The organism is Wolbachia endosymbiont of Tribolium confusum, assembly GCF_020405475.1.
GTDB lineage: Bacteria > Pseudomonadota > Alphaproteobacteria > Rickettsiales > Anaplasmataceae > Wolbachia.
This window is the reverse complement of record NZ_JAIZNT010000007.1, coordinates 83,812-107,816: the sequence shown is the minus strand read 5'-3', so window position 1 is coordinate 107,816 and position 24,005 is coordinate 83,812. Positions and strand designations below refer to the sequence as shown.

At 33.7% G+C, this 24,005-nt stretch carries 14 protein-coding genes and 5 pseudogenes; 11 read left to right on the top strand and 8 right to left on the bottom strand.

Going from position 1 to position 24,005, the window contains the following annotated elements; all coding sequences use genetic code 11:
* Both LEM02_RS05345 and LEM02_RS05340 read left to right on the top strand, forming a co-directional pair.
* A partial coding sequence (locus tag LEM02_RS05345; protein ID WP_226080370.1) for a reverse transcriptase domain-containing protein occupies nucleotides 1-1,416 on the top strand: 1,416 nt, incomplete at its 5' end.
* A 95-nt stretch (nucleotides 1,417-1,511) separates the two neighbouring features.
* Nucleotides 1,512-1,841 (top strand): annotated as a pseudogene (locus LEM02_RS05340) (nuclease/transposase family protein); the annotation flags it as partial.
* Nucleotides 1,842-2,226: 385 nt separating this feature from the next.
* Here the strand turns inward: LEM02_RS05340 and LEM02_RS05335 are convergent.
* Together LEM02_RS05335 and ygfZ are read right to left on the bottom strand one after the other, a co-directional pair.
* Nucleotides 2,227-2,982: an ankyrin repeat domain-containing protein gene (locus LEM02_RS05335; protein ID WP_226080363.1), complete on the bottom strand. Its 756-nt coding sequence runs from the start codon at nucleotides 2,980-2,982 to the stop codon at nucleotides 2,227-2,229.
* A 122-nt stretch (nucleotides 2,983-3,104) separates the two neighbouring features.
* The gene (ygfZ, locus tag LEM02_RS05330) at nucleotides 3,105-3,905 is read right to left on the bottom strand and encodes a CAF17-like 4Fe-4S cluster assembly/insertion protein YgfZ (protein ID WP_226080361.1); all 801 of its coding nucleotides are present in this window, start codon (nucleotides 3,903-3,905) and stop codon (nucleotides 3,105-3,107) included.
* A 113-nt stretch (nucleotides 3,906-4,018) separates the two neighbouring features.
* Between ygfZ and LEM02_RS05325 the strand changes: the two genes are divergently transcribed.
* The 5 genes from LEM02_RS05325 to LEM02_RS05305 all read left to right on the top strand — a co-directional run bounded on the left by LEM02_RS05325 (nucleotide 4,019) and on the right by LEM02_RS05305 (nucleotide 10,938).
* Nucleotides 4,019-4,309, top strand: a complete 291-nt coding sequence (locus LEM02_RS05325) for a co-chaperone GroES (RefSeq protein ID WP_007302813.1) — start codon at nucleotides 4,019-4,021, stop codon at nucleotides 4,307-4,309.
* 89 nt (nucleotides 4,310-4,398) lie between these two features.
* Entirely contained in the window at nucleotides 4,399-6,057 is a 1,659-nt protein-coding gene (gene groL / locus LEM02_RS05320; RefSeq protein WP_226080359.1) for a chaperonin GroEL, read from the top strand.
* A 287-nt stretch (nucleotides 6,058-6,344) separates the two neighbouring features.
* Nucleotides 6,345-6,848: a protein-disulfide reductase DsbD domain-containing protein gene (locus LEM02_RS05315; protein WP_226080357.1), complete on the top strand. Its 504-nt coding sequence runs from the start codon at nucleotides 6,345-6,347 to the stop codon at nucleotides 6,846-6,848.
* A gap of 108 nt (nucleotides 6,849-6,956) precedes the next feature.
* A complete protein-coding gene (locus tag LEM02_RS05310) occupies nucleotides 6,957-8,294 on the top strand; it encodes an alanine:cation symporter family protein (RefSeq protein ID WP_226080354.1) in 1,338 nt (445 codons plus the stop codon).
* A gap of 379 nt (nucleotides 8,295-8,673) precedes the next feature.
* Complete coding sequence (locus LEM02_RS05305) at nucleotides 8,674-10,938, top strand: hypothetical protein (protein WP_226080352.1); 2,265 nt, start codon at nucleotides 8,674-8,676, stop codon at nucleotides 10,936-10,938.
* A gap of 19 nt (nucleotides 10,939-10,957) precedes the next feature.
* Here LEM02_RS05305 and LEM02_RS05300 read toward each other — a convergent pair.
* A pseudogene (locus tag LEM02_RS05300) lies at nucleotides 10,958-11,125 on the bottom strand (IS256 family transposase); the annotation flags it as partial.
* A 30-nt stretch (nucleotides 11,126-11,155) separates the two neighbouring features.
* The gene (locus tag LEM02_RS05295) at nucleotides 11,156-12,388 is read right to left on the bottom strand and encodes an IS256 family transposase (RefSeq protein ID WP_226079221.1); all 1,233 of its coding nucleotides are present in this window, start codon (nucleotides 12,386-12,388) and stop codon (nucleotides 11,156-11,158) included.
* A gap of 111 nt (nucleotides 12,389-12,499) precedes the next feature.
* Here LEM02_RS05295 and LEM02_RS05290 point away from each other — a divergent pair.
* Nucleotides 12,500-13,058, top strand: a pseudogene (locus tag LEM02_RS05290) (IS6 family transposase); the annotation flags it as partial.
* A gap of 140 nt (nucleotides 13,059-13,198) precedes the next feature.
* On the top strand, nucleotides 13,199-14,326 hold the full coding sequence (locus LEM02_RS05285) for an ankyrin repeat domain-containing protein (protein WP_226080350.1): 1,128 nt from the start codon (nucleotides 13,199-13,201) through the stop codon (nucleotides 14,324-14,326).
* Between the two features lie 470 nt (nucleotides 14,327-14,796).
* On the opposite strand, the gene LEM02_RS05280 is transcribed toward LEM02_RS05285, so the two are convergent.
* Together LEM02_RS05280 and LEM02_RS06815 are read right to left on the bottom strand one after the other, a co-directional pair.
* Nucleotides 14,797-14,940 (bottom strand): hypothetical protein, encoded by a 144-nt coding sequence (locus LEM02_RS05280; RefSeq protein ID WP_226080348.1) that lies wholly within the window; start codon nucleotides 14,938-14,940, stop codon nucleotides 14,797-14,799.
* A gap of 42 nt (nucleotides 14,941-14,982) precedes the next feature.
* Nucleotides 14,983-15,117, bottom strand: a pseudogene (locus LEM02_RS06815) (group II intron maturase-specific domain-containing protein); the annotation flags it as partial.
* Between the two features lie 335 nt (nucleotides 15,118-15,452).
* Here LEM02_RS06815 and LEM02_RS05270 point away from each other — a divergent pair.
* Nucleotides 15,453-15,644 (top strand): annotated as a pseudogene (locus LEM02_RS05270) (IS110 family transposase); the annotation flags it as partial.
* 451 nt (nucleotides 15,645-16,095) lie between these two features.
* Here LEM02_RS05270 and LEM02_RS05265 read toward each other — a convergent pair.
* Nucleotides 16,096-20,466 (bottom strand): ankyrin repeat domain-containing protein, encoded by a 4,371-nt coding sequence (locus tag LEM02_RS05265; RefSeq protein WP_226080347.1) that lies wholly within the window; start codon nucleotides 20,464-20,466, stop codon nucleotides 16,096-16,098.
* 499 nt (nucleotides 20,467-20,965) lie between these two features.
* Complete coding sequence (gene mgtE, locus LEM02_RS05260) at nucleotides 20,966-22,336, bottom strand: magnesium transporter (RefSeq protein WP_226080346.1); 1,371 nt, start codon at nucleotides 22,334-22,336, stop codon at nucleotides 20,966-20,968.
* Nucleotides 22,337-22,491: 155 nt separating this feature from the next.
* On the opposite strand from mgtE, the gene prfB reads away from it, so the two are divergent.
* A protein-coding gene (gene prfB, locus LEM02_RS05255; protein ID WP_226080344.1) for a peptide chain release factor 2 occupies nucleotides 22,492-23,593 on the top strand; the annotation gives its coding sequence in 2 pieces (ribosomal slippage) (nucleotides 22,492-22,557 and nucleotides 22,559-23,593; 1,101 coding nt in all).
* Nucleotides 23,594-24,005: the final 412 nt, after the last annotated feature.

Here is a 24,005-nt window from a genome sequence, read left to right as displayed (position 1 = left end):
TATTCTTTAGATATAAAAGAAAAAGCAAAGCCATCAAGACGTGTCTGGATTCCAAAATCTGGTAAGCCATCGGAGCATCGCCCGCTTGGTATACCCACTATATCGTGTCGAGCAAAACAAACACTTGTAAAAATGGCTTTAGAACCAGAATGGGAGGCAAAACTTGAGCCAAACACTTATGGTTTTAGACCTGGTAGATCATGTCATGATGCAATTGAAGCCATATTTGATGTGCTAAAACAGAAAACAGCATATGTATTAGATGCTGATATTGCTGGAGGCTTTGACAATATTAACCATAATAAACTGCTTGAAAAGCTCAATACCACACCAACGTTAAAGAAAATCATAAGAGGATGGTTAGGAGCGGGTATTATGGAAGATGGAAAGCTTCAATCCACAAAACGTGGTACAATTCAAGGAGGGACGATCTCACCGTTGCTAGCTTGTGTTGCATTACACGGATTAGAGCAACATGTCAAAAAAGCTTTAACAAACGAACTCTTTCAGTGCATGAAAAGAAAATATGGTAAGATATCGCATAAAAACGCACAAAAGTCTATTAGTGTAATTTTCTACTGTGATGATTTTGTCATAATACATGAAAATGAAGAGATTATTCTTAAAGCAAAAATTTTAGTTGAAGAATGGTTAGAAACCATTGGACTAAAATTAAAGCCCTCTAAAACAAGAGTTTCTCATACATTAAGAACCATTGACGAAACAAAACCAGGATTTGATTTTCTTGGTTTTTCAATAAGACAATATCCAATAAAAGAAAGTAAGAAAGGTTACAAGTTATTAATCAAACCAAGTCGTAATTCTATAAAACAACATACACTAGCTATTAAACATAAGCTCAGAGAAATGCGTGGAGCACCACAAGAACGGGTGATAAAGGATCTCAATCCAATAAACAGAGGATGGAGTCAATATTACTCCTCGGTAGTTTCATGTAAAATCTTTAGCTCATTGGATAATATTATGCATAGAAAACTCTGGAAGTGGGCAGTTTTTAGGCACCCAAACAAAGGGAGATGCTGGATAAAAAGAAGGTACCTTAAGAAATATAATAACGAAAACTGGCGCTTTATGACAAGTAACAAGATACGTCTTACTATATACAGCGATCATGCTATTAAACGACATATCAAAGTGCAAAAAACCAGATCCCCATATAATGGTGATTGGGTATATTGGGGTAAACGTCTGAGAAAAATACCAGATAAGCCACTAGGAGTAATAAAATTATTGAGGTTGCAACAAAGTAAATGCGATAATTGTAGACTATGGTTTAAAAGTAATGATACAATAGAAATACATCACAAAGACCGGAATAGGCGTAATAATATGATCAAAAACTTATCTTTGTTGCATAGACATTGTCATGATGAATTACACAGGAGGTGTGCATGAAAAGCACCAAATTGGAGAGAAGCCGTATGAGCCGCAAAGTCTCACGTACGGTTTTGCAGTCGAGTGAGGAGGGGCAACCTTCTTCACTTAGACAACGATATGCAGATGAAACTAGTGAAGAAGAGCTAGAGAGAATAATAGGAAGTGATCTAATAATTAAAAGAGCGTATGAAGAACTAAATAGGTTCAACTGGTCTGAAAAAGAATTTATAGCTTATGAGCAAGAAATAAAGCGTATTCGTGATGAAAAGGCTGTTCTCGCTCAAAAACTTGATGATGCTAAACTAGAAGGTAGAGAGGAAGGCAAAAAGACAAGAGAAGTTGAAATAGCAAAAAACCTACTTAAAGCTGGTGTATCTATTGAATTAATAGCTAAATCCACTGGTCTTGCAATTGATGAGATTGAAAAGCTAATACTGAATTGAAGTTATTCACTTTCAGAAAAATTCATGTAAACATAAAATTATGCTTCACATAGTATTAACTCGTATTAAACTTACCATATGGAAATGGATTGGAAATCATATTTATTATAGATCTCCAAAGTACTCAGAAATATAAAATTATGTACTCTACTAGGTTATCAACTTAGTTATTAACAATTCTGTGAATAACTAAAACAAGAAAAAGGGGCTTCTAATCAAATGGAAATAGTGTCATTCTTTAAAGAACGACGCTAAAAACATTGTTTCTGTTCGAGCAATGGTTACACCTATTATCAGATCTAGGTACCCTGAATAGGATTAAGGGTACCTAACGAAGTAAAAAATTTGGAGAAAAGGAAGAAGTCTTTTCTTCCTTTTACTTAATTTAGTGAAGCAAAACTTGTTGTTCTCCTACCAATCTTGATGTGTCAGGATTTTCTATCTTACTAGATATTACATATGTAATACCACCAGCAACAAGTCCTGTTACTATAGCAGCAGCTACAGCTATGCCAATTAGAGCCAGTATTGGTAATTGAGCACCAGCAGCAAAACATCCACCACCAACTGCTAATGCAGCTATAATGCCACAAACACTACCAACTTTCATTGCTTTAGTGGCAATCGACTTTTTCTTTTTAGTTACTTTTTCAGTAGCTATTTCTTCAGTTTCGTCATCATTACCCCTTAATGAAGTAGCACCTCTTGCTAATAGAGCTTCTTTTATCTCTGCTCCATAATCAGCATAATGTAAAGGAGTTCTTCCATGATCATCTTTCGCATTAACATTAGCCCCTTTATTTAATAGAGCGTCTACTGCCCATACTTTACGCATAGCAGCATAATGTAAAGGAGTTCTTCCATGATCATCTTTCGCATTAACATTAGCCCCTTTATTTAATAGGGCGTCTACTACACTTTGACCAGCATATATAATTGCTAAATGTAACAATGTTACTTTACTATAAGAGCTACAGTCGAATTGGCAATTTATGTCAAATCCTTTCTTCTCCCACTCTTGATACACATCTGAGTCTATTGTTTGTAGCTTCTCTTTTATTTTTTCAACTACGTTATTACCATTTAAATCACTGCCATCATTTATCGTATTTAATATCTGCTCCCACTGTTTTAAATCCATATCAAACTTTCCTATTAAAAATATACTTTAATTATTATACATTTAAGCAAGAAAATCAAGAATTTAATTAAGTATCACAAACACTCAAGCAAGAAAAAGGGGCTTTTGCTAGAACAGATATTTTATAACGTCTTAATGCTAACTCCACCGACATATAAATTTGCGTGGCTTTTTCCAGTATTAAGCAATGCAAGTCCAATATTGTCGACACTAGAGCGTAGTTCTCCTACTTCTTCATTATGTTCACTGATTACTTTAGTGCCAATATTTGGAAGTGCATTTTTTCCCTCAACAAGGTAAAGTTTCCTTCTGAATTTTTCTTGTCTGCTCATTCGATTTACAACTTCCTGACCTATATAGCATCCTTTATTAAAGCTTATACCATTTATCTTATCGATTAAATATTGCAGCGGAAATGATGAATTTTGCACCATATCTTTTGCTCCATCTGGGACAAGGTTTTTAATTCTAACTTTTTCATACTGAATAAAATCTCCAACCGGTTCTTTTATTTCATCTTCATGTATGATCCTCATTCCTAGCAGCTTGTGCCTTGGGTCTTGAAAAATAACTTGTGACTTCTTACTACTACACTCCGCCAACTTAGCATCAAACAAAACTCCAACCTTATATAGTGCACTAATGTCTTTAATCCTCACTCTAAGGTAAGTTTTAAGCAAGTCTAATTTTTCAATTATTTGCTGTAGATGGGCATTTTCACACTCCAAATAAATATATTTATCATGCTCAATGAGGAAAAAATCGTACAGATATTTTCCCTGAGGGTTGAGTAATAAAGAGTAAATTGCCTGCTGGCTACTTAGTTTATTAATATCATTTGTTATAACACTCTGAAGAAAATCTCTCGTATCTGGTCCGTATAAAGATATTAGACTACGGTTTGCTAGCGGTATGTAACCCATAAAACTTCTGTTCAAACCTTAAATTATACACTTTTACTAACTCCAACCCTTGAAATGTAACCTTTAGATGACTACATAGAATTGTAGGTTAATCTATTAATGAGGAAACATAAATGTCAAGTGTAAATTTAAATGTATTAGATGATAACGTGCTAATAAAGCCTATTACTGAAGAAAAACAAGGTGGAATTGTACTACCATCAAGTGCTGAGAAGAAGCCTACTAAAGGTGAAGTTATAGCAATTGGTAGTGGTTCACGCAACTCAAGCGGAGAGCGTATAGCTTTAACTGTAAAAACTGGTGATAAGGTTTTCTACAGGCAGTGGGCTGGAACAGAAGTAGAGCATGATAATGAAAAGTATGTCGTGATGAAGGAGTCAGACCTACTTGCTGTTATCAAGTAGGTATTCCTATTTTACTAAACTAATGCGCTATATAGTGCATTATGTACTTTAATATTCTAAATTTTTTATTAATTTAAGGAGTGATAAAAATGGCTAACATAGTAGTATCAGGCGAACAGTTACAAGAAGCCTTTCGTGAAGTTGCAGCAATGGTTGACTCAACGGTGGGAGCAACTGCAGGGCCTAGGGGAAATACAATAGGAATTAGCAAGCCATATGGTGGACCAGAGGTCACAAAGGATGGCTATAAGGTAATGAAAGGTATAAAGCCTGAAAAACCATTACACTCTGCGATAGTAAGCACCATCGCTCAAAGTGCTTCCCAGTGTAATGACAAAGTTGGTGATGGTACCACGACATGCTCAATACTGACTAGCAATATGATAATGGAAGCTTCAAAGTCAATTGCAGCTGGAAATGATCGTATTTGTATCAAAAATGGAATACAGAAGGCAAAAGATGTGATATTAAAGGAAATTACATCAATGTCTCGCACAATTTCTTTAGAGAAAATGGATGAAGTTGCACAAGTTGCAATAATTTCTGCAAATGGTGATAAAGATATTGGTAATAGCATTGCTGATGCTGTTAAAAAGGTTGGAAAAGAAGGCGTCATCACTGTTGAAGAGAGTAAGGGTTCAAAAGAATTAGAAGTTGAACTTACAACTGGTATGCAGTTTGACCGTGGTTATCTCTCTCCATACTTTGTTACAAATAATGAAAAGATGAGTGTGGAGCTTGATGATCCATATTTGCTGATTACAGAAAAAAAACTTAATATTATTCAACCTTTACTTCCTATTCTTGAGGCTATTTTTAAGTCTGGTAAACCTTTGTTTATCATTGCAGAAGATGTTGAAGGTGAAGCATTAAGCACTTTAGTGATCAACAAATTGCGTGGTCTAAAAGTTGCTGCAGTAAAAGCTCCAGGTTTTGGTGATAGGAGAAAGGAGATGCTCGAAGATATAGCAGCTTTAACAGGTGCTAAGTATGTCATAAAAGATGAGCTTGGAATCAAGATGGAAGATTTGACTCTTGAAGATCTTGGTACTGCTAAAAATGTTAAAATCACTAAAGACAATACCACAATTGTTAGTGAAGACAGCGACTGTGACAAACAAAACAGAGTAAATGCTAGAATTAACCAGATTAAATCTCAGATTGAAACTTCAACCTCTGATTATGACAAAGAAAAGCTAAGAGAGCGTTTAGCAAAATTATCAGGCGGTGTTGCTGTACTCAAAGTTGGTGGAGCAACTGAAGTAGAGGTAAAAGAACGTAGAGATAGAGTAGAAGATGCACTTCATGCAACAAGAGCTGCAATTGAAGAAGGGATAGTTCCAGGTGGAGGAGTTGCACTTCTTTACGCTGCATCTGCTCTTGATAAGCTAAAAGCTTCAAGCGATGAAGAGCAAATAGGTATCAACATTGTCAAAAAAGTTCTCAGTGCTCCAATCAAAAGATTGGTTAAAAATGCTGGTCTTGAATCTGCTGTTATAATTGACTATTTGATTAAGCAGAATGATAAAGAGCTTATATACAACGTTGAGGCTATGAACTACGCTAATGCATCAACAGCTGGTGTAATTGATCCGGCAAAAGTAGTTCGTATTGCTTTTGAAACGGCAGTGTCTGTAGCAAGCGCACTTATTACTACTGAATCTATGATAGTTGATCTACCAAACAGAGAAGAAAATGCTTCATCACCTATGGGTGCAGGAGCAATGGGCGGAATGGGTGGATTCTAAGTAAACAAGAGCCTTGGAGCAAGTTGCTCCAAGGTATCTTTCTAGTTCTAAAAAGTCTTACATTTATAAAGGAAATAAATTTGTGATTTTCTATGCAAAGCCACTACTATTTATATTTGTTACGTCTCTTTAATATTATAACTGCTTAAAAATAAAAAAATAATATATGAAAGTTATACTTGCTAGTATATTTGTATTAGCATAATATTATATTAACAAATGATTTATATAATATTTTTATTATAATAGATAGAACTTAAATTATTTTCTTCATAAATAGAGTATTTATGAAAATACGTATATACTCAATCCTACTTTTACTTTTTTCTTGCACTCAATTGTGCGCTGAAGAAGAAGTTGCAAAATTTGATCTGCTCATTGGTAAGGTAAATAAAGCAAACCTTACCATTGAAGGCGCAATAAAGGTTGCAATAAAACCAGGTTGGCATATATATTACAAAGACCCTGGAGATTTTGGCCTTCCTACTTCCTTTGACTGTCAGGGTAACATATCAAATATAGATATTCATTGGCCTACTCCCAAGGAACATGAAGATAAAGTTGGGGAAGTTACATTTGTTAGTAACATATATGAAGATATGGTGTTATTTCCCTTTAAAACCAATATCATTCCAAATCAGGAATACGCTGATATTAACTTTCATATAAAGTACGCAATATGTAAAGATAGGTGTATCCCTAAAAATGCCGAGATAAAAACCAGTCAACAACTAAAGGATTTTATAGATTCTGATATCAATAAACTCATAAATGAGTGGTATGAAAAATAGGATTTTAGCAGGCTTACTATAGCTTTTATAGTGTTACTTCTCATAAACAATAAGTTAGGTATTTTTCAATTTTTGCTATATACTCAAATAAAAATCTCTCTTTTACAGATGGGTACAGTAAAGTTTGTTTTATTACTGCCAACAATACTACTCATACTAGTTGCTGGTGTTTACCTATCGGTTAAACTAAAATGGTTGCAGATATTTAGACTACCGTATGCCGTTTCACTTATTGGAGCTAAAAGAGGAGAAAATAAATTTTCTTCTATAGCCGCCCTGTTTACAATCTTAGGAGGAAACTTAGGAGTAGGAAACGTTTCAGGCACTGCTGTTGCTCTAAAAACCGGAGGACCAGGATCCATTTTATGGATGGCAATAATTATTGTTGTTACTTCTGTGATAAAATATGTTACTTGTTACCTAAGTATAAAAACCAGAAAAGAAAAAAATGGACGGTTTATAGGTGGACCTGTAGCCTACATGACTGATGCATTTAATTCTAGAAAAGCTACAGTTGTGTTTCTAGTTATTATGATGATGGTTTCAATAACAGTTGGTAACCTTGTTCAGGTAAATTCTCTATCAATACCACTCAGCATGGTAGACATACCTGTAGTCATTGGTGGCATTGTAATGGCCATAATATTTTTTGTTGTTGCAGCTCTCAGCTTAAAAAAAATTAAAATTTTTATATCGGCTATGATACCGATAATGACGGTAAGTTACCTCACACTTTGCGGTATCATATTATTTAAGTTTAGTGAAAATATTCTTCCTTCTCTAAAACTAATAACAAGCAATTTTTTTACAACTAGTAGCTTTAACTCTGGCTTATCTTTAGGTTTAATTTTAGAAATGTTGACTATTATTCAAGTAGGAACTCTGCGAGGTATTTTTGCAACAGATATAGGACTTGGCCTCGAAGGAATTGTACATTCCTCGATTACTCCTAAAAAAAATAACAATAAATTTATCATTGAACAGAGTCTAATCACAATAATATCTCCTTTTATAGTTGCACTCATAGTATTCATTACAGCAATGGTACTGCTTGTCACAGATTCTTGGATTACTGATTTAGAGAGCACTAACATGTGCATTTTTGCTTTTAGAAAAGCTATGAATTGGCCCTATACTGACTATTTAATTATGGCCATAATGTTTTGTTTTGCCTTTACTACTATCTTTACTTGGTTTTTTTGTTCAAAACAAACAATACGCTATGTATCTATGGATAATAAATACACTAAAATCTGGACTGTAGTTTTTACCTTAATTATTCCACTTGGTGCAATCGGTGGAGTTAAATTACTCTGGGATATCGCTGATATTTCAATTGCTGCTTTGCTGCTCATAAACATACTTGCTATACTCAAGCTCACTTCTCAAGATCCAGAAGTATTTACTATGAGTAGCAAATACTTGAAGTTGCAAAAACAGAGCTAAAGCAATATTTTAAGTTGTCATCCCAGTCTGGAATCCAGCCTTTCATGAACTTCATCAAAAATGTTATGTTTTAACATAATACTTTTATGCTCACTAACTAAGTGCCACTGAATCCCAGTGTCAGCTACTTGAATGACATACTTTTTGGTGAAAATTACTCTTATATTACAACGTTTGTAGTTATGAATTTGACTATAGGATCAAGTCTAGAAAAATCTAGATTCTAGACTGGAATGACAACTTAATTGCTTAATGTGAACATAAAATAGCTCATGTCATCACGTTAGCAATACAACTTCTTTAATAAAAACTAAATCAATTCCCGTAATAATTGTACTAGCTAAGGCTAAAAGGCAGAGGGTTATTAGTGAGGGAAAATATGAATACTCAAAGCACACAACAATATCATGAATTCATTCGAGGATTTTTTACTTTATTCGATGAAATAAAAAAGGAAGACGACCCAATTTATAATTCCAGAGTTGGTTTTAATGCAGTAAAGTTTCTAATAAAGCACCCCATCTGGAATTTGGAAACAGATGAAGAGAAAAATAAAGCTTATGAAGTTATTCTTCCAGAGCAGAACAAGATAAAGAAAGCCGAACAAAAGCTTGAAAGTGAAGTTAAAGCAAGGTTAAAAGAGTATGTTGATGATATCGCAGGAGTTTCAATATATGGCGATCACGCAAGTATTACACTGGGAGATGACAAAAAAGAGTTTAAAATCAGCGAGTTTTTAAATAGTGACTTTTGTCAGAAGAAAGGAATTTCGGGATTTTCAACGCTGCATAGTGATGGAAAGAGCGGAATGCACGGTTTTGTTGCCGAAGAAGGAGAGAAAAGAATAAGGCATTATGTTGTAACCGATGGTTCATATGAAATGACTTTGAATTGGCATGACAAAAATGGAAAAAAATGTACTATCAAAATCAAGATTGATAAAGACGGTGTAGATCTCACTGAACGTAATGGTGTTACTGAGGAACAATTAAAAGCAAACACAGATGTAAAAATAGGTGGCTTATTCCTATATCAAATACAATTCAAGGAGAAAGGACAAGAACAAGAGAATCAACAATCATCTGAAACTTTCATAGAAAGTGATATTAGTAAAGGTATTGGCGTTCAAGCTGCTCAAGATCAAGAAGTTGAGTTTAAGCATGCAACGACTAGCACTACAAATTCTAATAACGCATCTGCTAAAAAGATTCCACCGTCACTGCCACCTAGAGCTAGTTCATTACCTAATAATCAGAAAAAAGATGAGTATCAGCCAATACGGATTAATAGTAGAAATAACTACAATTCTCCATATTCTGATGCTTCTTCAAGCAGTACTATTTTTACCAAGTCTGTAACCTACAATCAAGATAATACACAAGAGGATGAACGGTATGACAATCCTACATTTGCTACATTTGGACATGTTGTACCTGGAAGCCGAAAATCAGATGAAAGTGAGCAAATATCTAATAATCGGCAAAAAGGTGCAATTTTTGATCCTACAACTACTGAAAGCGCTGCACCAGCACAAGACGTTGCATTCAAAAAAGTTAAAGAGGCATTTAAGTATGAAAACGCTAAAGAATCACGCAATACTGGAAATAAACAACCACTAAATGATGTAGCTTCGATTCTTGCATGGAAAGCAAAAAATGAGTTATTACGTAGTGAAAGTGAGTATGATGAAGAATTTTCTGACTTCGAAGATGGTTGGAGCGATAACGAAGATGAGTATATAACGCTTTCAAATTCTCAATCAGATTATAAACAAGAAAAAGATTATCTTAGCACTAAGGAAAACGAAGAAAGAGGAAACGATAAACAAAAAGAAACCGAACAAGAAAATGAATCGCTAGAATACAGCTCAACAGACATAAAAACAAACGATTCGGGCTATTCATCTCCAACTCACTCTAATCATGAAAAATCTCGAGTAAATTCTGGACAGTTAAAAGCGAGCCTAATGAATGTTGAACAAAGAGATGATACCCTACTTACGGAATTTACCAGTAAGTTGGATAAGGAAACTCAGAAATTCCTGCTAAAACCAGTAAATCAAAAGAAAATGAGTGAGCAAACAAAAGAACATTTATTAGCAGCTGGATTGCTAAAAGACAATGCAGCGGAGAAAGAAATAAACGACTCAGGTTACTCATCTCCAACTTACACTAGCCACGATAATTTTCAGGTAAATCCTGAACAATTAGAGAGGAAATTAGAAACCATTGAACCAAAAGATACATTGGAAAATTTGAATAAAGGATTGAGAGAACCTTCACACCAGGCTACTAAAGATTTATTCTCAGAAAGTATGTTGGAAAAGATAAAAGAAGGTAAAAAATATGACCCTGTGCGTAAGTTGTTAGAAAGAAAAGTGGCAGAACAAGAAAATGATAATACTAATCTGACTATAGACAAAAATAGCGAACTATATAAATTGTTAGAAAAAGATGCAGCACAACTGAAAGCTGGAATAGTAGAAGAGGAAAGAAAAGATACTTTAACAGAACGCAATGATAGTCCTGATCGCAATAGAATTGCATTAGCAAACAAGAATAAAAAATTACTTTGGATTAAACGTATTGCTGAGCAACAGGAAAAAGATGATGGTATTTTATTTGTTACAGGGAGTGTTAAATAAACTGTGTCAAACCACATTTTTAGCTCAACTGAATTTTCAATCTGTTGGGAAAGAAAATATCGAGCTGAGATATAGTTAATGCCCAATTAGGCAAAGCCATTACCCATTTTTGCTCTACTTTTTTTATAGCACAATATACCTGTTTGTACAAGGCGTTTGTGTTGGTAAATGAGCCCTTGGTTTGGGAGTGTTAAATAAACTGTGTCAAACCACATTTTTAGCTCAACTGAATTTTCAATCTGTTGGGAAAGAAAATATCGAGCTGAGATATAGTTAATGCCCAATTAGGCAAAGCCATTACCCATTTTTGCTCTACTTTTTTTATAGCACAATATACCTGTTTGTACAAGGCGTTTGTGTTGGTAAATGAGCCCTTGGTTTTGGTGAATTTCCTAATTTGCCTATGTAGCCCCTCTATGGGATTAGTAGTATAGATTATCCTCCTAACTGGATCGGAATACTTAAAATAACCAGATAGGTTTTCCCAATTATTCTGCCAAGATTTTATAACCATAGGGTACTTTGTGCCCCATTTTTCATCTAATTCCAACAGATAATTCTCGGCAATTTCCTTACTTGAAGCTTGATATACCTTCTTTAAATCACTCAAAAAACTCTTTGCATCTTTACTAGCTACATACTTCAGTGAGTTACGTATCTGATGCACTATACACATCTGCACTTCTGCATTAGGGAACACACCGTTTATTGCTGCAGGAAAGCTTTTTAGCCCATCTACACATGCAATTAGAATATCTTCCACTCCTCTCTCTTTGAGATCATTTAGTACTCCCAACCAGAAGTTAGCTCCTTCACTTTCAGCTAAATAAAAACCTAATACTTCTTTTCTGCCATTTTGATCTATACCTAATATATTATACATACATTTACTTACACAATGCCCGTCCTCCTTGACTTTAAAAAATATTCCGTCCATGAAAACTATCGGATATACAGACTGCAGCGGACGACTACGCCATTCGTTGATTACTGGTAGCAGTTTGTCAGTAATACTTGATATCTCTGCCGCCGATATTTTGTGATCGTAAATTTCCTCAATATGTGACGCTATATCTCTGTATCCCATGCCACTGGCAAATGTGCTTAAGACCTTTGCTTCAAGTTCTGGATGTAGGCTTGTTTGTCTTTTTCTAACTATTTGGGGTTCAAAGCTTCCTTCCCTGTCTCTAGGTGTTAACAACTCAAATGAGCCTCCACTCGTGCGTAAAGTTTTTGCGTTTCTCCCATTTCTTCGGTTATTTTCTTCACTTTTAGCTGACATGTGGCTTTCTATTTCACCTTCCAGACTTGCCTCTAGCAACCTTTTTATAAACGGTGTTAATGCTCCATCTCTTCCCGTCAGCGGCCTTCCTTCTCTTATCGATGATAGAATATTTGCTTCCAGTTCTTTATAGTCTACCAAACCGGTAGTTCTGTTTACTTGACTCATGTCAAACCTCCATTTTTTTATATCAATTATATTTTTATTTCTTGGTTTGACACAGTTTATTTAACACTCCCAAGGATTTAGCTTTTCAGCGGATGTTATCTGTATACATGATTCTCTTTGAGCTATCGAGATTTGGATGAGTATAAGGGGAGCAAAATGCTACGTTACAAAGGTAGATTTGTACCACTGATAGATGAGGCAGTAAGGAAAAGAAAGAAGCAGGTTGGTAGTAGTTGGAGAGACTTACATTAAATTAAACGGTAAATGGGTTTATTTATATAGAGCACTATTGGTAATACTGTAGACTTCCTCTTGTGTGTTAGTAGAGACAAGTCTGCAGCACTTGCATTCTTTCGTAAAGCCTTCAGGAGTAACTATCTTCCTGAGAAAATTGTGATTGATAAAAGCGGCAGTAATACTGCTGCTCTTGATGATTTGAATGCGGAAATTTCTGAAGATTACAGTTCTTCAAATAAAATATCTAAATAATATTGTTGATAGGTTTATCAAGAAACGAACAAAGCCTATGCTTAGTTTTAAAAATTTTCATTCCGCAAAGATTACTATTACAGGTATAGAAAATGTTCGCATGATTCAGAAAAAACAAATTATCGGAGCTAATGACAATGTTTCTACTTTTGAGAATTTTGCTATGTTAATGGCTTCATAACTCCTACATTTAATGATCTTCTTTCCTATGGTTTATAGATGCAACAGAACCATTTCTTTTCATTTTTTTTTTGTAAATTTTACTTGTGCGTACTAAATTGTGTGATATAAAGTCGAAAATGTTATTTTTTTGGATGAGTTATGTTAACAAATACGAAATTTGAGAAATTGAAAAATGATCTACGCTCTGCAGTAAGGGAAGAAAATTTTCAGAAAGTTAAAGAATATGTTAAAAAAACAAGAATAGCAGAGGCTTATATTCTTAAATCCAATGTCATTATTAATTCTAAAGATCAGAATGGTAACTCACCTTTGTCAATTGCTGTTAATAAAAAAAATTTAGGAATAACGAAGTTTTTGATTGTGAATGGTGCTGATGTTAACATTAGGGATTATTTTAACCTTCCTCCTATATATTATGCTGTCAGGCACTGCACTATAAAAATGATAGAGCTTCTAATCGATGAGGGGGCTGGAATTGGTGACTATTTTTTATGTGCTGAAGAGGCGCGCACTCTTGTAGGTTGGGCTATATATGACAATAGTCTGGAAAAAGTGGAGGTCTTACTTAAGCGTAGTGCTAGTCCAAATAGCAAATTTGATCTTTATGATGATTCGCAAGATACATGTTTACATGCTGCTGTTCGAAAAAATCACTTAAAAATAGTTGAGCTTCTTGTTAAATATCATGCTGATATCAATGTTCAAAATGAACAGGGGAACACACCTATGCATTTGGCTATTAGTTTCCAACATACTCAGATAATAAAACTGTTATACGATAATAATGCTGATATTAATATTAAAAATAAAGAAGGCAAAACACCTTTAGATCTTGATAAATATTATTACAAAGATGATGCTACGCAATCTACATCTGTACCAAGCAGTGCTGTCAGACCTTCTTCTTTTATTAACAGTGCGGTTAGTCATTTGAAAGATTCAACTACTACTGTAGTTAATGGCTTATGCAAAAGCATTATTTCTGCACAGCAACATGTTGCCTACTCAGCTGGAGGCTCGATTAGTTCTTCACAAGTTAATGGAACGGTTCTGCTAGTTGATGTAATAGTCAAGATGTTTACGGGAGAAAAAATATTCAGAACCGGTCCGTTTTTGACAAGAAAAGAAAGAGAGATTAGTGCTGTAGAAAGAGACTTAAATGAGGCAATAAGTAAGTTTGAAAAACTCAATCAGTGTCCTGGAAGTTTGCTAAATAACGCAACAATATCTAAAAGCATAGATCATCAAAAATTCTTTAATAAATAAATGAAAAAATATTGTACCCTCTTACGTACCATAATGAATCATCTTCTGTTATATTTTAGGTGTAGTATTATTTCCACTTTTAAAACTTGTCAATCCCTATTTAGAAGTTTTTTTTGATAATCTTTAATGAAAGTTCTCAACGAATTAATACTAACTTAATAGTATATATTACTAATAACTTAGACAACACAATCACTTCCAACCAAAACCAGCTATTGTGTTATTTAAGTGGAGAAAGTCACCTCTTCCCACTCGACTTCAAAACCGGACTTCCCATCATTCGGCTTCTCTCTAATTTGGTTCTTGTCATGCATACTTCCATGTAATTGATCGTGGCAGTGCTTATGAAGCAAGGATAGATTTTTCATATTATTATTGCGTCTATTGTGGTCTTGATGATGTACATGTGTTAAACCTAAACCAAAGATAACAATAATTACATTTACCTTGCTGTAACTTCAGTAGTTTTATTACTCGTGATCTGGTAATTTGCTTAAACGGGTTCTCCAGTATGGCCAATCCCCATCATATGGAGATCTATTTCCATTTACTTTGATACGTCGTTTAATAGCATGATCTCTATGTCTAATAAGATATAGCTTGTTACTTACCATATACCTCCAATTGTCGTTACCATACTTTTTAAAGTATTTTCTTTTAACCCAACACCTTCTTTTGTCATGGTGTCTATAGACAGCCCATTTCCAAAGTTTGTTATGCATAGAGTAGTCTAATAAGTTAAAGACTTTACTTGATACTACCGAGGTGTAATATTGGCTCCATCCCTTTATTATTGGATTAAGTTATTACAGCTTCTTGTGGTGCTGCCCGCAACTCTTTAAGCTTATGTTTAATAGATAACAAGTGTTGACTTATAGATTTACGATTTGGTTTAATCAATAACTTTGTATCTTGAAAAAAGCATCTAGTGTTTTAAGCTTAAACATTAGGCGGAGAAGGGAAAACTTTGTCAATAACTTTAGATATAAAACCTGTGGTACAGGAAAGAGTCCCTTCTCAAAAGTTATAGGCTGGACGGTATCTTAGAAAGACCAAATGGTTCTAATTCTGTATTCACAAGGTTAGCCTTACTTTTCATTTTTAATGGTAACATATGGGGTTATATATGATCAACAACTTTTTAGGTATAGATGTTTCAAAAGAACATTTTGACGTTTCTCTCTCATTCATAAGCAAAAAAGGAAAACGTGAAACTAGGAAAAGGAAATTTAAAAATGATGATACTGGGTTTCAAAGTCTGCTGAACTTTCTACAAAAACATAACGTAGAAGAAGTAAAAGCTTGCATGGAAGCCACTTAATATTTGCTGTCTGTTAGGTGATGATATATCTTCACTTATCAAACTAAGTTGATCAGGTGTTTACTGAAAAAAGCCTAGATTTTTCTCTGCACGATTTACAGAACATGATGCGTTGAACATAATAACCCCAGTATTGGTTATATTGAATATTGCTACATTATGGTCAATAAAATCAGCAGAACAAGAACTTTTTTAGCATTTTATTTTAGTTTGTATTTTTAAAACTAAAGCCAGTGCTTGCAAAAACACTTCTATTTTTTTTACTGCAATGTACTAAATGATATGACTACTTTCAGTACCCAAAATCATCTAGTGAGAGAAGAGTTTTTCTTGGAATGGGTTGGTCTACCGCTTGATTCGTGTGAACTTTTCTTTATATCAATGCATTATTTTATTTCTCGGGTTTTTTAAATATTTCCCTCATAAAATTAAATAGCTTATCATAAAACTAGTCTACTTGTAAGTTCTTGTTATTCACAGGTTCTACAGTAACTCTGTTAAATGAAGACATAAGTGTTCTATTAGTTACACTTTCCATTTTACCCAAAAGACCTTCAAATTGCATTGATATATCTAACGGTAGATTCTGACTACCTTGAAGCAGTTGTATATTTGATGCATTTTCCTCTCTCATATTTTCTAATTTGCCTTTTTTAGATAGTGTATGTTCATCAAATACCTTCTGCCGCTTTTTATATGATTGTGTTTTTAAGTCTGAAGCTAAATATTGCTCTTTAAGGAGGCGCATAATATTTGAGTAACCATTGAAATTAGCATAAATATATAAAAAATCCTTACTTTTTTGACTCATCTTAGCTCCTCGCTCTAAGAGGTGCTCAGCAATATCTAAGTTACCAACGATAACAGCATAGTCCAAAGGAGTATTATTATAATTATTTTTGAGATTCATTTTAGTTCCTTGCTTAAAAAGATACTCAGCGATGTCTAAGTGACCATTAAAAATAGCATAGTACACAGGACTCATGCCATTGTCGTCCTGTAGATCCATATTGCCCTCTTTCTCTACAAGGTATTTAATGATATCTAAGTGACCACCTTTAGCAGCCCAGTGCATAGAACTCATACTATCTTCGTCCTGTAGATCTATACTACCCCCTTTCTCTACAAGGTATTTAATGATATCTAAGTGACCACCTTTAGCAGTCCAGTGCATAGAACTCATACCATCTTCGTCCTGTAGATTTATACTACTCCCTTTCTCTACAAGGTACTTAACAATGCCTAAGTGACCATTTTTAGCAGCCCAGTGCATAGGACTCATACCATCTAAGTCCTGTAAATTTATATTAGCCACTTTTTCTACAAGGTATTTAACAATGTCTAAGTGACCATTTTCAGCAGCCCAGTGTATAGCATCTAAGTCCTGTATATTCACACTATCCCCTTTATCTACAAAGTACTCAACGATACTTAAGTGGCCGTGCTTGACAGCATAGTATAAAGGAACATTACTCTCTTCACTTGACTGATAAAACTCGTTATCAATAAAAAACTTAACTATTTCTAATTGACCGTATATAGCAGCCCAGTTTAGAGGAGTAAGTTCATCATTATTATCATACAAACGACTCCCTTTCTCTATAAAATATTTAACTATCTCTAAGTGACCGTACATGGCAGCATAATCTAAAGCAGTAAGATCCTCTTCATCAACAGCATTAATAATCTTACTTAATTTATTAAGATCTATTTTCTCCAATATAAGCCTAATAACTTCTTTATTACCATCTTTTGCTAGTAAATGTAAGATAGTACTACCTTCATCATAAATAGAATCGATAAAATCATTAACTAACTTGCCATATTTACTTACATGACTCCAAATAGATGTAATATGATTTACATTTGTAAGGCAAAATGATGTCATAATTCCTCTTAAAGTTTCTTCTTCTGTTCCCGCTAGCTCTTCCTCTACTCTTATTGTTTTTTGTATCCCCCTATGAACTTTTGCTGTTGATTCCTCTAATTCAATTACTGAAAATTTATTAAGCAAATCAAAAATATCCAAGACCTGTTGCTTATCTTTCTCTGATTTCTTTCGGAGGAAAATTTCTGTTGTATCAATTTGATCAGGACTCAAATAAGCCATATAGGTCAAAAAATTATGTGATTGCTTTCCAACATGTTTTTCTCCTCTTATTTGATCAAAGGTAACTTTCAAAGTTGTAAATAATTCTTTAGGGATACCTTGTGCCACAAAAAAATCAAAATTTGATTTTTGGACTGCTTCATTATAGCGCTCTAGATACTCACTAATACTGAGCTTTTCTTGTTTAATATGTGCTACTGCTTGTTTTAAGGCTAATGGAAGGTATTTTAATACTTTTGCTAGTTTTATCAGATCTTCATCATATAACCTACCATCTATACCTAAGTATTTTTCTACAAATTTTACAGCTTCATGTAGGAGAAATCCTTCATCCAACTCCATCTTTTCTATTCTTTCTTCCCAATTCTTGCTACGAGAAGTAATTAAAACGTAAGGCTTTTCTCCACCAAAAAACAAATCAGAAAAATTGGATGGTAAGAATTTTTCAACCTCCTTATACTCACTGGCGTTATCAAAAATAACAAGACTTTTCACATCTCGAAAATTCTCATATACATCCTTGATAACAGATTCAATTTCTCTATCTCGGTAATCTACTACATTCTCCATAGAAATCTTTAGTTTTTTAGCTAAATCACAAAATGAAGATGAAAGAGTGTCGTATGTTTCAGCATTTATCCATACAACTTTTGTCCAAATATTACTACCATCACTCTCTTTACTATGCGCATAACTTCTAGCCAATTCACTTTTTCCTGTTCCATATTTTCCATGAATTAAGATCATTCGTGACATTTCTACTTCTTGATTTTTACTACTTAACTTCTTTTCTAATTCGTTTAACACCTCTTCTCTTTTAATAAAGAACTCTGGTAAGTGGCCAAAATTAAAGGAAAATATATTTTTATCTTTGTTTTCACTATATACGTGCAATTTCTCGATCTTTTCATTCAGTTTTTCTATATCTTTTTTTCTCACTGGATCGTTTCCATTAATCTCTTTCAATATATTACTAACTAACTTTTTCTTTTTTTCCTCATCTAAGATATACACATATTCTTCTTTAGGTGGGTCAGCGGGCATATATCTTTCGCTTACCTTCCACCATTCTTCTAATTCCCACGTAAAGGGAAGCCGATAGCCGTATTTTTCCTGCTCATTCAATTGATAATACTTAGTAGCATTACCTTCTATTTTTTTTATTCCTACATTTTCATATAATGCTGAAGTTAGCAAAATTTCACCACTTTGCTTATCTTGTACTCGAAACCCAGGTTGAAATACTTCTGAATCTAAAGATTTCGCTGGTTTACATAAATATTGCTTAGCAAGTGTGTCACTTTTTGATTTACCTAAAACAACACCTTTAGTTATGCAAGAAACGGGAAGCTCTCCTTTCTCATTACTAGCTGAAATGTAATTTATTGCTCTAGATGCAGCATCTATTGCTAACTTCTCAACTCCCCTCTTCCAAAAAGAGGAATCGGCATCCACAATTCCAGTTAATTGCTTCTCAAATTTTTGAAAAATTTCCAAGCTAGACTCTACTAAAACCTCTCTTAGTTGATCTCCTAAAGGCATACATGATGCAGAAACCTTTTTCGCTCCTTTCTTATGTTTTTTTGCAGCAAAAAGACCTATAGCTTCACTTGTTTTACAAATACTTAGTCTCAATATACTTGGTGGAATGGCATTATTCACAATAGAGTTGATATGGGTTAACATTTTGCCTGGTTTTCGTGTTTTTGAATCTGGTTTTACTTCCTCAGAATATTCAAATACCTTTTTCTCGAATTTTTTAACAAAAGTCTCAACAAAAAAAGTTGCTTTTTTCATTACTTCATCACTTGCAGCATCATCCAAAGCGCTATACCATGTACCATCGCTAATATCCTCAGATAATCTATCTTCATAATCAACTACTGTTGACTCAGCAGGCAATACCTCTACATCAGTTTGATAGTCGATTTGATTATCTGCTGCATCATTTTGGGAATTTTGTTGAAGTTGAACGGACTTACTATCTGGATTTTCTTCACTGCTAATCATAATGTTATGGCCATGAGATAACGTTTGCTTTCTTAAGATTAGTTCAAAATGAGAAGCTCCTTTATTTATTATATGTATAGTATTTTCTTCATCATAATCTACACAATCTATAGATCTAGATGTTAGTTCATTAATAAGCTGGTGTGAGTATCCTGAATTGGGCAAGTTTTCAATAATATGTAGCTTAACATTATATTTACTACAAATCATTTTTCCCTCAATATTAGGCCTACCCCAGATAGGAACCAGTAACGTACTTCCATACTTTAAGTTAGTTAACGCTTTATACAAGTGTGGTTCTTGTGTTTCCATTCCTTTCATATCTTCAGCAGTGTATTCTATACCAGCCAAGTAAGCTTTCCATAACTCATCATCATTAATAGTATGGCATGAAGGTATTATTGTAGGATCATGGAAGCTTTTAGCATCTGCTACAATCTGTTTTTTCAATTGTTGATCACTTAAAGCTAGATTCTTACAAATCTGACGTAGAGACTTAATAGTAAATTCCATATCAGGTTTAAGCTGTTTAAGTCCCTGTGCAACTGAATCAAAAAAACAATCCCCTCCATCAATTGCTTTTTTTACTTCAAAACCTTCTGGCAGCTTTAATATTTGCTGACTATTAGGTAGCAGCGTGCCCTCTCTGTTAGATTGATTACCTGCCATCTGTTTCCCTGTATTTTCTTTACTTAACATAAAGCCTCCTATATTTTAACATTCATACTTTGATTGTTTTATCGTAAACTTCTTCTCTGAAGATTGGTTTCAATATCTAATTCATTTGATTCTTATACAGCTGTACTAAACTGCTCTACAAATTTACTGTAGAAACCTCATGGTAATCCTAAGTAACTTTGATTACAGTGTGCCTTTCTTTTGATTTCTTACTAGATTAGGTATTTACTTAAAAAAGTCAGAATTGCTTTTTGAATGATGTACATAATACAATGCATCTAACGCAACACTCCATGTATTCATTACGTTAGACTGTGTTGTAGCTAAAAAGATCTAGCAAAGCAAGAACTTTTTTGCATACTTTAGCATTTTACTTTAGTTTTTACTTTAAAACTAAAGCAGCTCAGTTTCATGTACTTTTACTTCTTTATCGACTGTTATTTTTCTTCTTCAATGTACCTGTGAGTAATGATAACGTGGCCGGTAAAGCTTGTAAAGCAATTTTTTTATATAGCAAGATTCAGCTATTTAATAAAAATATTGTGGCTAGACCAAAAAATATAAGAGCTGAGAGAATGTCAGTTGTTGCTGATGTTAAGATTGAAGAGGAAACAGCAGGATCGGACTTTAAGCGATGGAGCATTATAGGAATGAAAGTGCCGATAAATGTTGCAATAATTGACATCATAATCATGGAGACCACAAAAATCATCTCCACTTTGAAATTGTGAAATCTAATTACTAATACTACGAGTGAAATGGTAGATAAAATTATCCCGTTTATCATACCTATTAAAAATTCTTTTATAAGTATTCTTTTCGCATTTTGCTCAGTTAGATATTTTGTTGCGATTGCCCGGATAGTTAGTGTTACTGTTTGGGATCCTGCATTTCCGCTCATTGATGCAATTATTGGCATAATTATTGGTAGTACTATAAAACTTTCTATTACGTTATCGAAAAAGCCAACTACTATAGAACATATTGTTGCAGCTAAGAGGTTAAATAATAACCAAGGTAGCCTTTTAATTATAGTTTTATGTATAGGAGCATTTATATCAGATTTAGATGATACACCGCTTATTTTAAGTACATCCTCTTCTGCTTCTTGCTGAACAATTTTAATTACATCTTCAATAAGGATTACACCGATAATTTTACCACTCTTATTTACTACTGGAGCTGATAATAGAGAGTAATCTTTAAATATTCTTGCTACTTCTTCTTGGTCCATTCCAGTTTTAATTATTTTCATATCTTGACTCATTATCTCTTTTATTATTGTTTCTCCTGAGTGAGATATTACCTTATTTAAGTTGAAACTACCTATAGGTTCTAATTTCGAGTTAATGATGAAGATTTGGTAAAATGTTTCTGGTATTTTTTTATAATTGCGCAAGAATTCCATTAGCTGACTTATCGTCCAATAATACGGAGCTATAACCATATTTTTATGTATCAACCTTCCTGCACTTTCTTCTGGGTATGATAACAATTCCTCTACTAATTTTTGAGTTGCATTGGGTAAGTAGTTAAGTATGTTTTCTATAGACTTTCTATCCAAATCTTTCACTATGGCTACTATATCTTCTACATCAAGAAGCATTAGTAACTTTGCTGTATTTTCTATTCCCAATATTTCTATGATCTCTAATTGTAAATCTGGTACTACATGTACTAAGGCATTACTTAACAAATGTTGATCGAGGATATTAACTAATTTCTCCCTGTGATCACTGATTGAAGTAGATAAAAAATAAGCTAACTGAACGCTATCTATCGTTTTGACAATATTACGAACACTTTCTAATTCTTGATTATCGAGAGACTCTATTAAATCATCAATAGCCTTTTTGTCTAAACCATAATGAGAACTTGTTTTAATATTCATTACTTTACCTTATTTTTTTAATAAATATACACACTTGATTTTATTGAACATTCAAGTATAATAAAATTATTTTGAATTAACTATTATATGGTTAAATTTCTATTTTGTTTGCTGTTATTGTTAGTGATAATAAATATATTAAAGTCTAAAGTATAATGAAAACCCATCCAGAAATCCTTGAATACTTTCAAGGCTTAAATAAAAGTATTTCTCTTATCAGGAGGTGTCTTTGACATAGAAAAATTGAAGTTGCGTCTTGAAGAGCTGGATTCTCAAGCGTCGAATGATAATCTGTGGCAAGACAATCAAAAAGCACAAGAAATTTTAAAAGAACGCTCTAAAATTAAGCATGAAATAGAATCGTTTTCAAAGCTAGAAAGCGATTACACCGATGCTATCAGCTTGATGAAATCTGCTATTGATGAGAATGATGAAGAATTTTTTTCTGAAGTTAAAGGTGAGTTAGTAAAGCTAGAGAAATTAATCAAACTTAAAGAGACAGAATCCTTATTTACTGGTGAAGCAGATAACAATAACTGCTTTTTAGAAATCCACTCAGGAGCTGGTGGAACAGAGAGCAATGATTGGACTGAGATGCTCATGCGCATGTATACAAGATGGGCAGAAATTTATCACAATTTTAAAGTTGAAGTTGTAGAAAAATTAGATGGTGATGCAGTTGGTATAAAATCTACAACAATAAAGATCATCGGAGAAAAAGCTTACGGGTGGGCAAAAAGCGAAAGTGGAGTTCATAGATTGGTTAGAATATCACCATTTGATGCAAATGGTAAACGTCATACCAGTTTTGCAAGTGTAGGAGTAACTCCAGTGATTGAAGATTCAATAGATATTGTTGTGGATGAAAAGGATTTAAAGATCGACACTTACCGTGCTTCTGGAGCAGGTGGTCAGCATGTAAATAAGACTGAAAGCGCGGTACGTATTACGCATATTCCAACAGGCGTTGTAGCTCAATGCCAAAATGGTCGTTCTCAACATAAAAATAAAGATGAAGCACTTAAACTACTTAAAGGACGTTTATATCAAATTGAATTGGAAAAAAAAGAACAGAAAATGGCCGAAGAATATGGCAAGAAATGCGATATAGGTTGGGGCAGTCAGATCAGATCGTATGTTATGCATCCGTATCAAATGGTAAAGGATTTAAGGACTGGACATGAAGTTGGCAATATAAATTCCGTTTTTGATGGCAATATAGATTGTTTCATAGTTAGTGTATTGGAGTTAAAATGAGATTTATTAAAAAGCTAAGTTTTATGCTCTGCTAATAAGGGAAAAAGAAAACCTATTGAGAAGAATGGAACAATTTTATCAATAGATTTCTTATCCAAGTAGCTCATGGAAACGGCAACTCGTTTCTTATGGGCACATACTGTAATTGCTGTTGAATGATGGAGAGACATACTCCATTATTTTAACACGAAGTAACGAATTCAGTAGAATAAGTTCTTCAAAAACAATTTAAACTTTTACAGTAGAATTAGTCTCATGAAATATTACTTATAACGGATTAGATGTCTCCTCAAAACTTTCATTAGTATCGTTGATGAGAAGAAAAATTAATTAAAGAGGAGTTGTTGCAGAAGCGAAAGCAAGGCAATAGCAGAACTTGCTTGAACAAGGCCAAAAATTACAGGGAAACTAT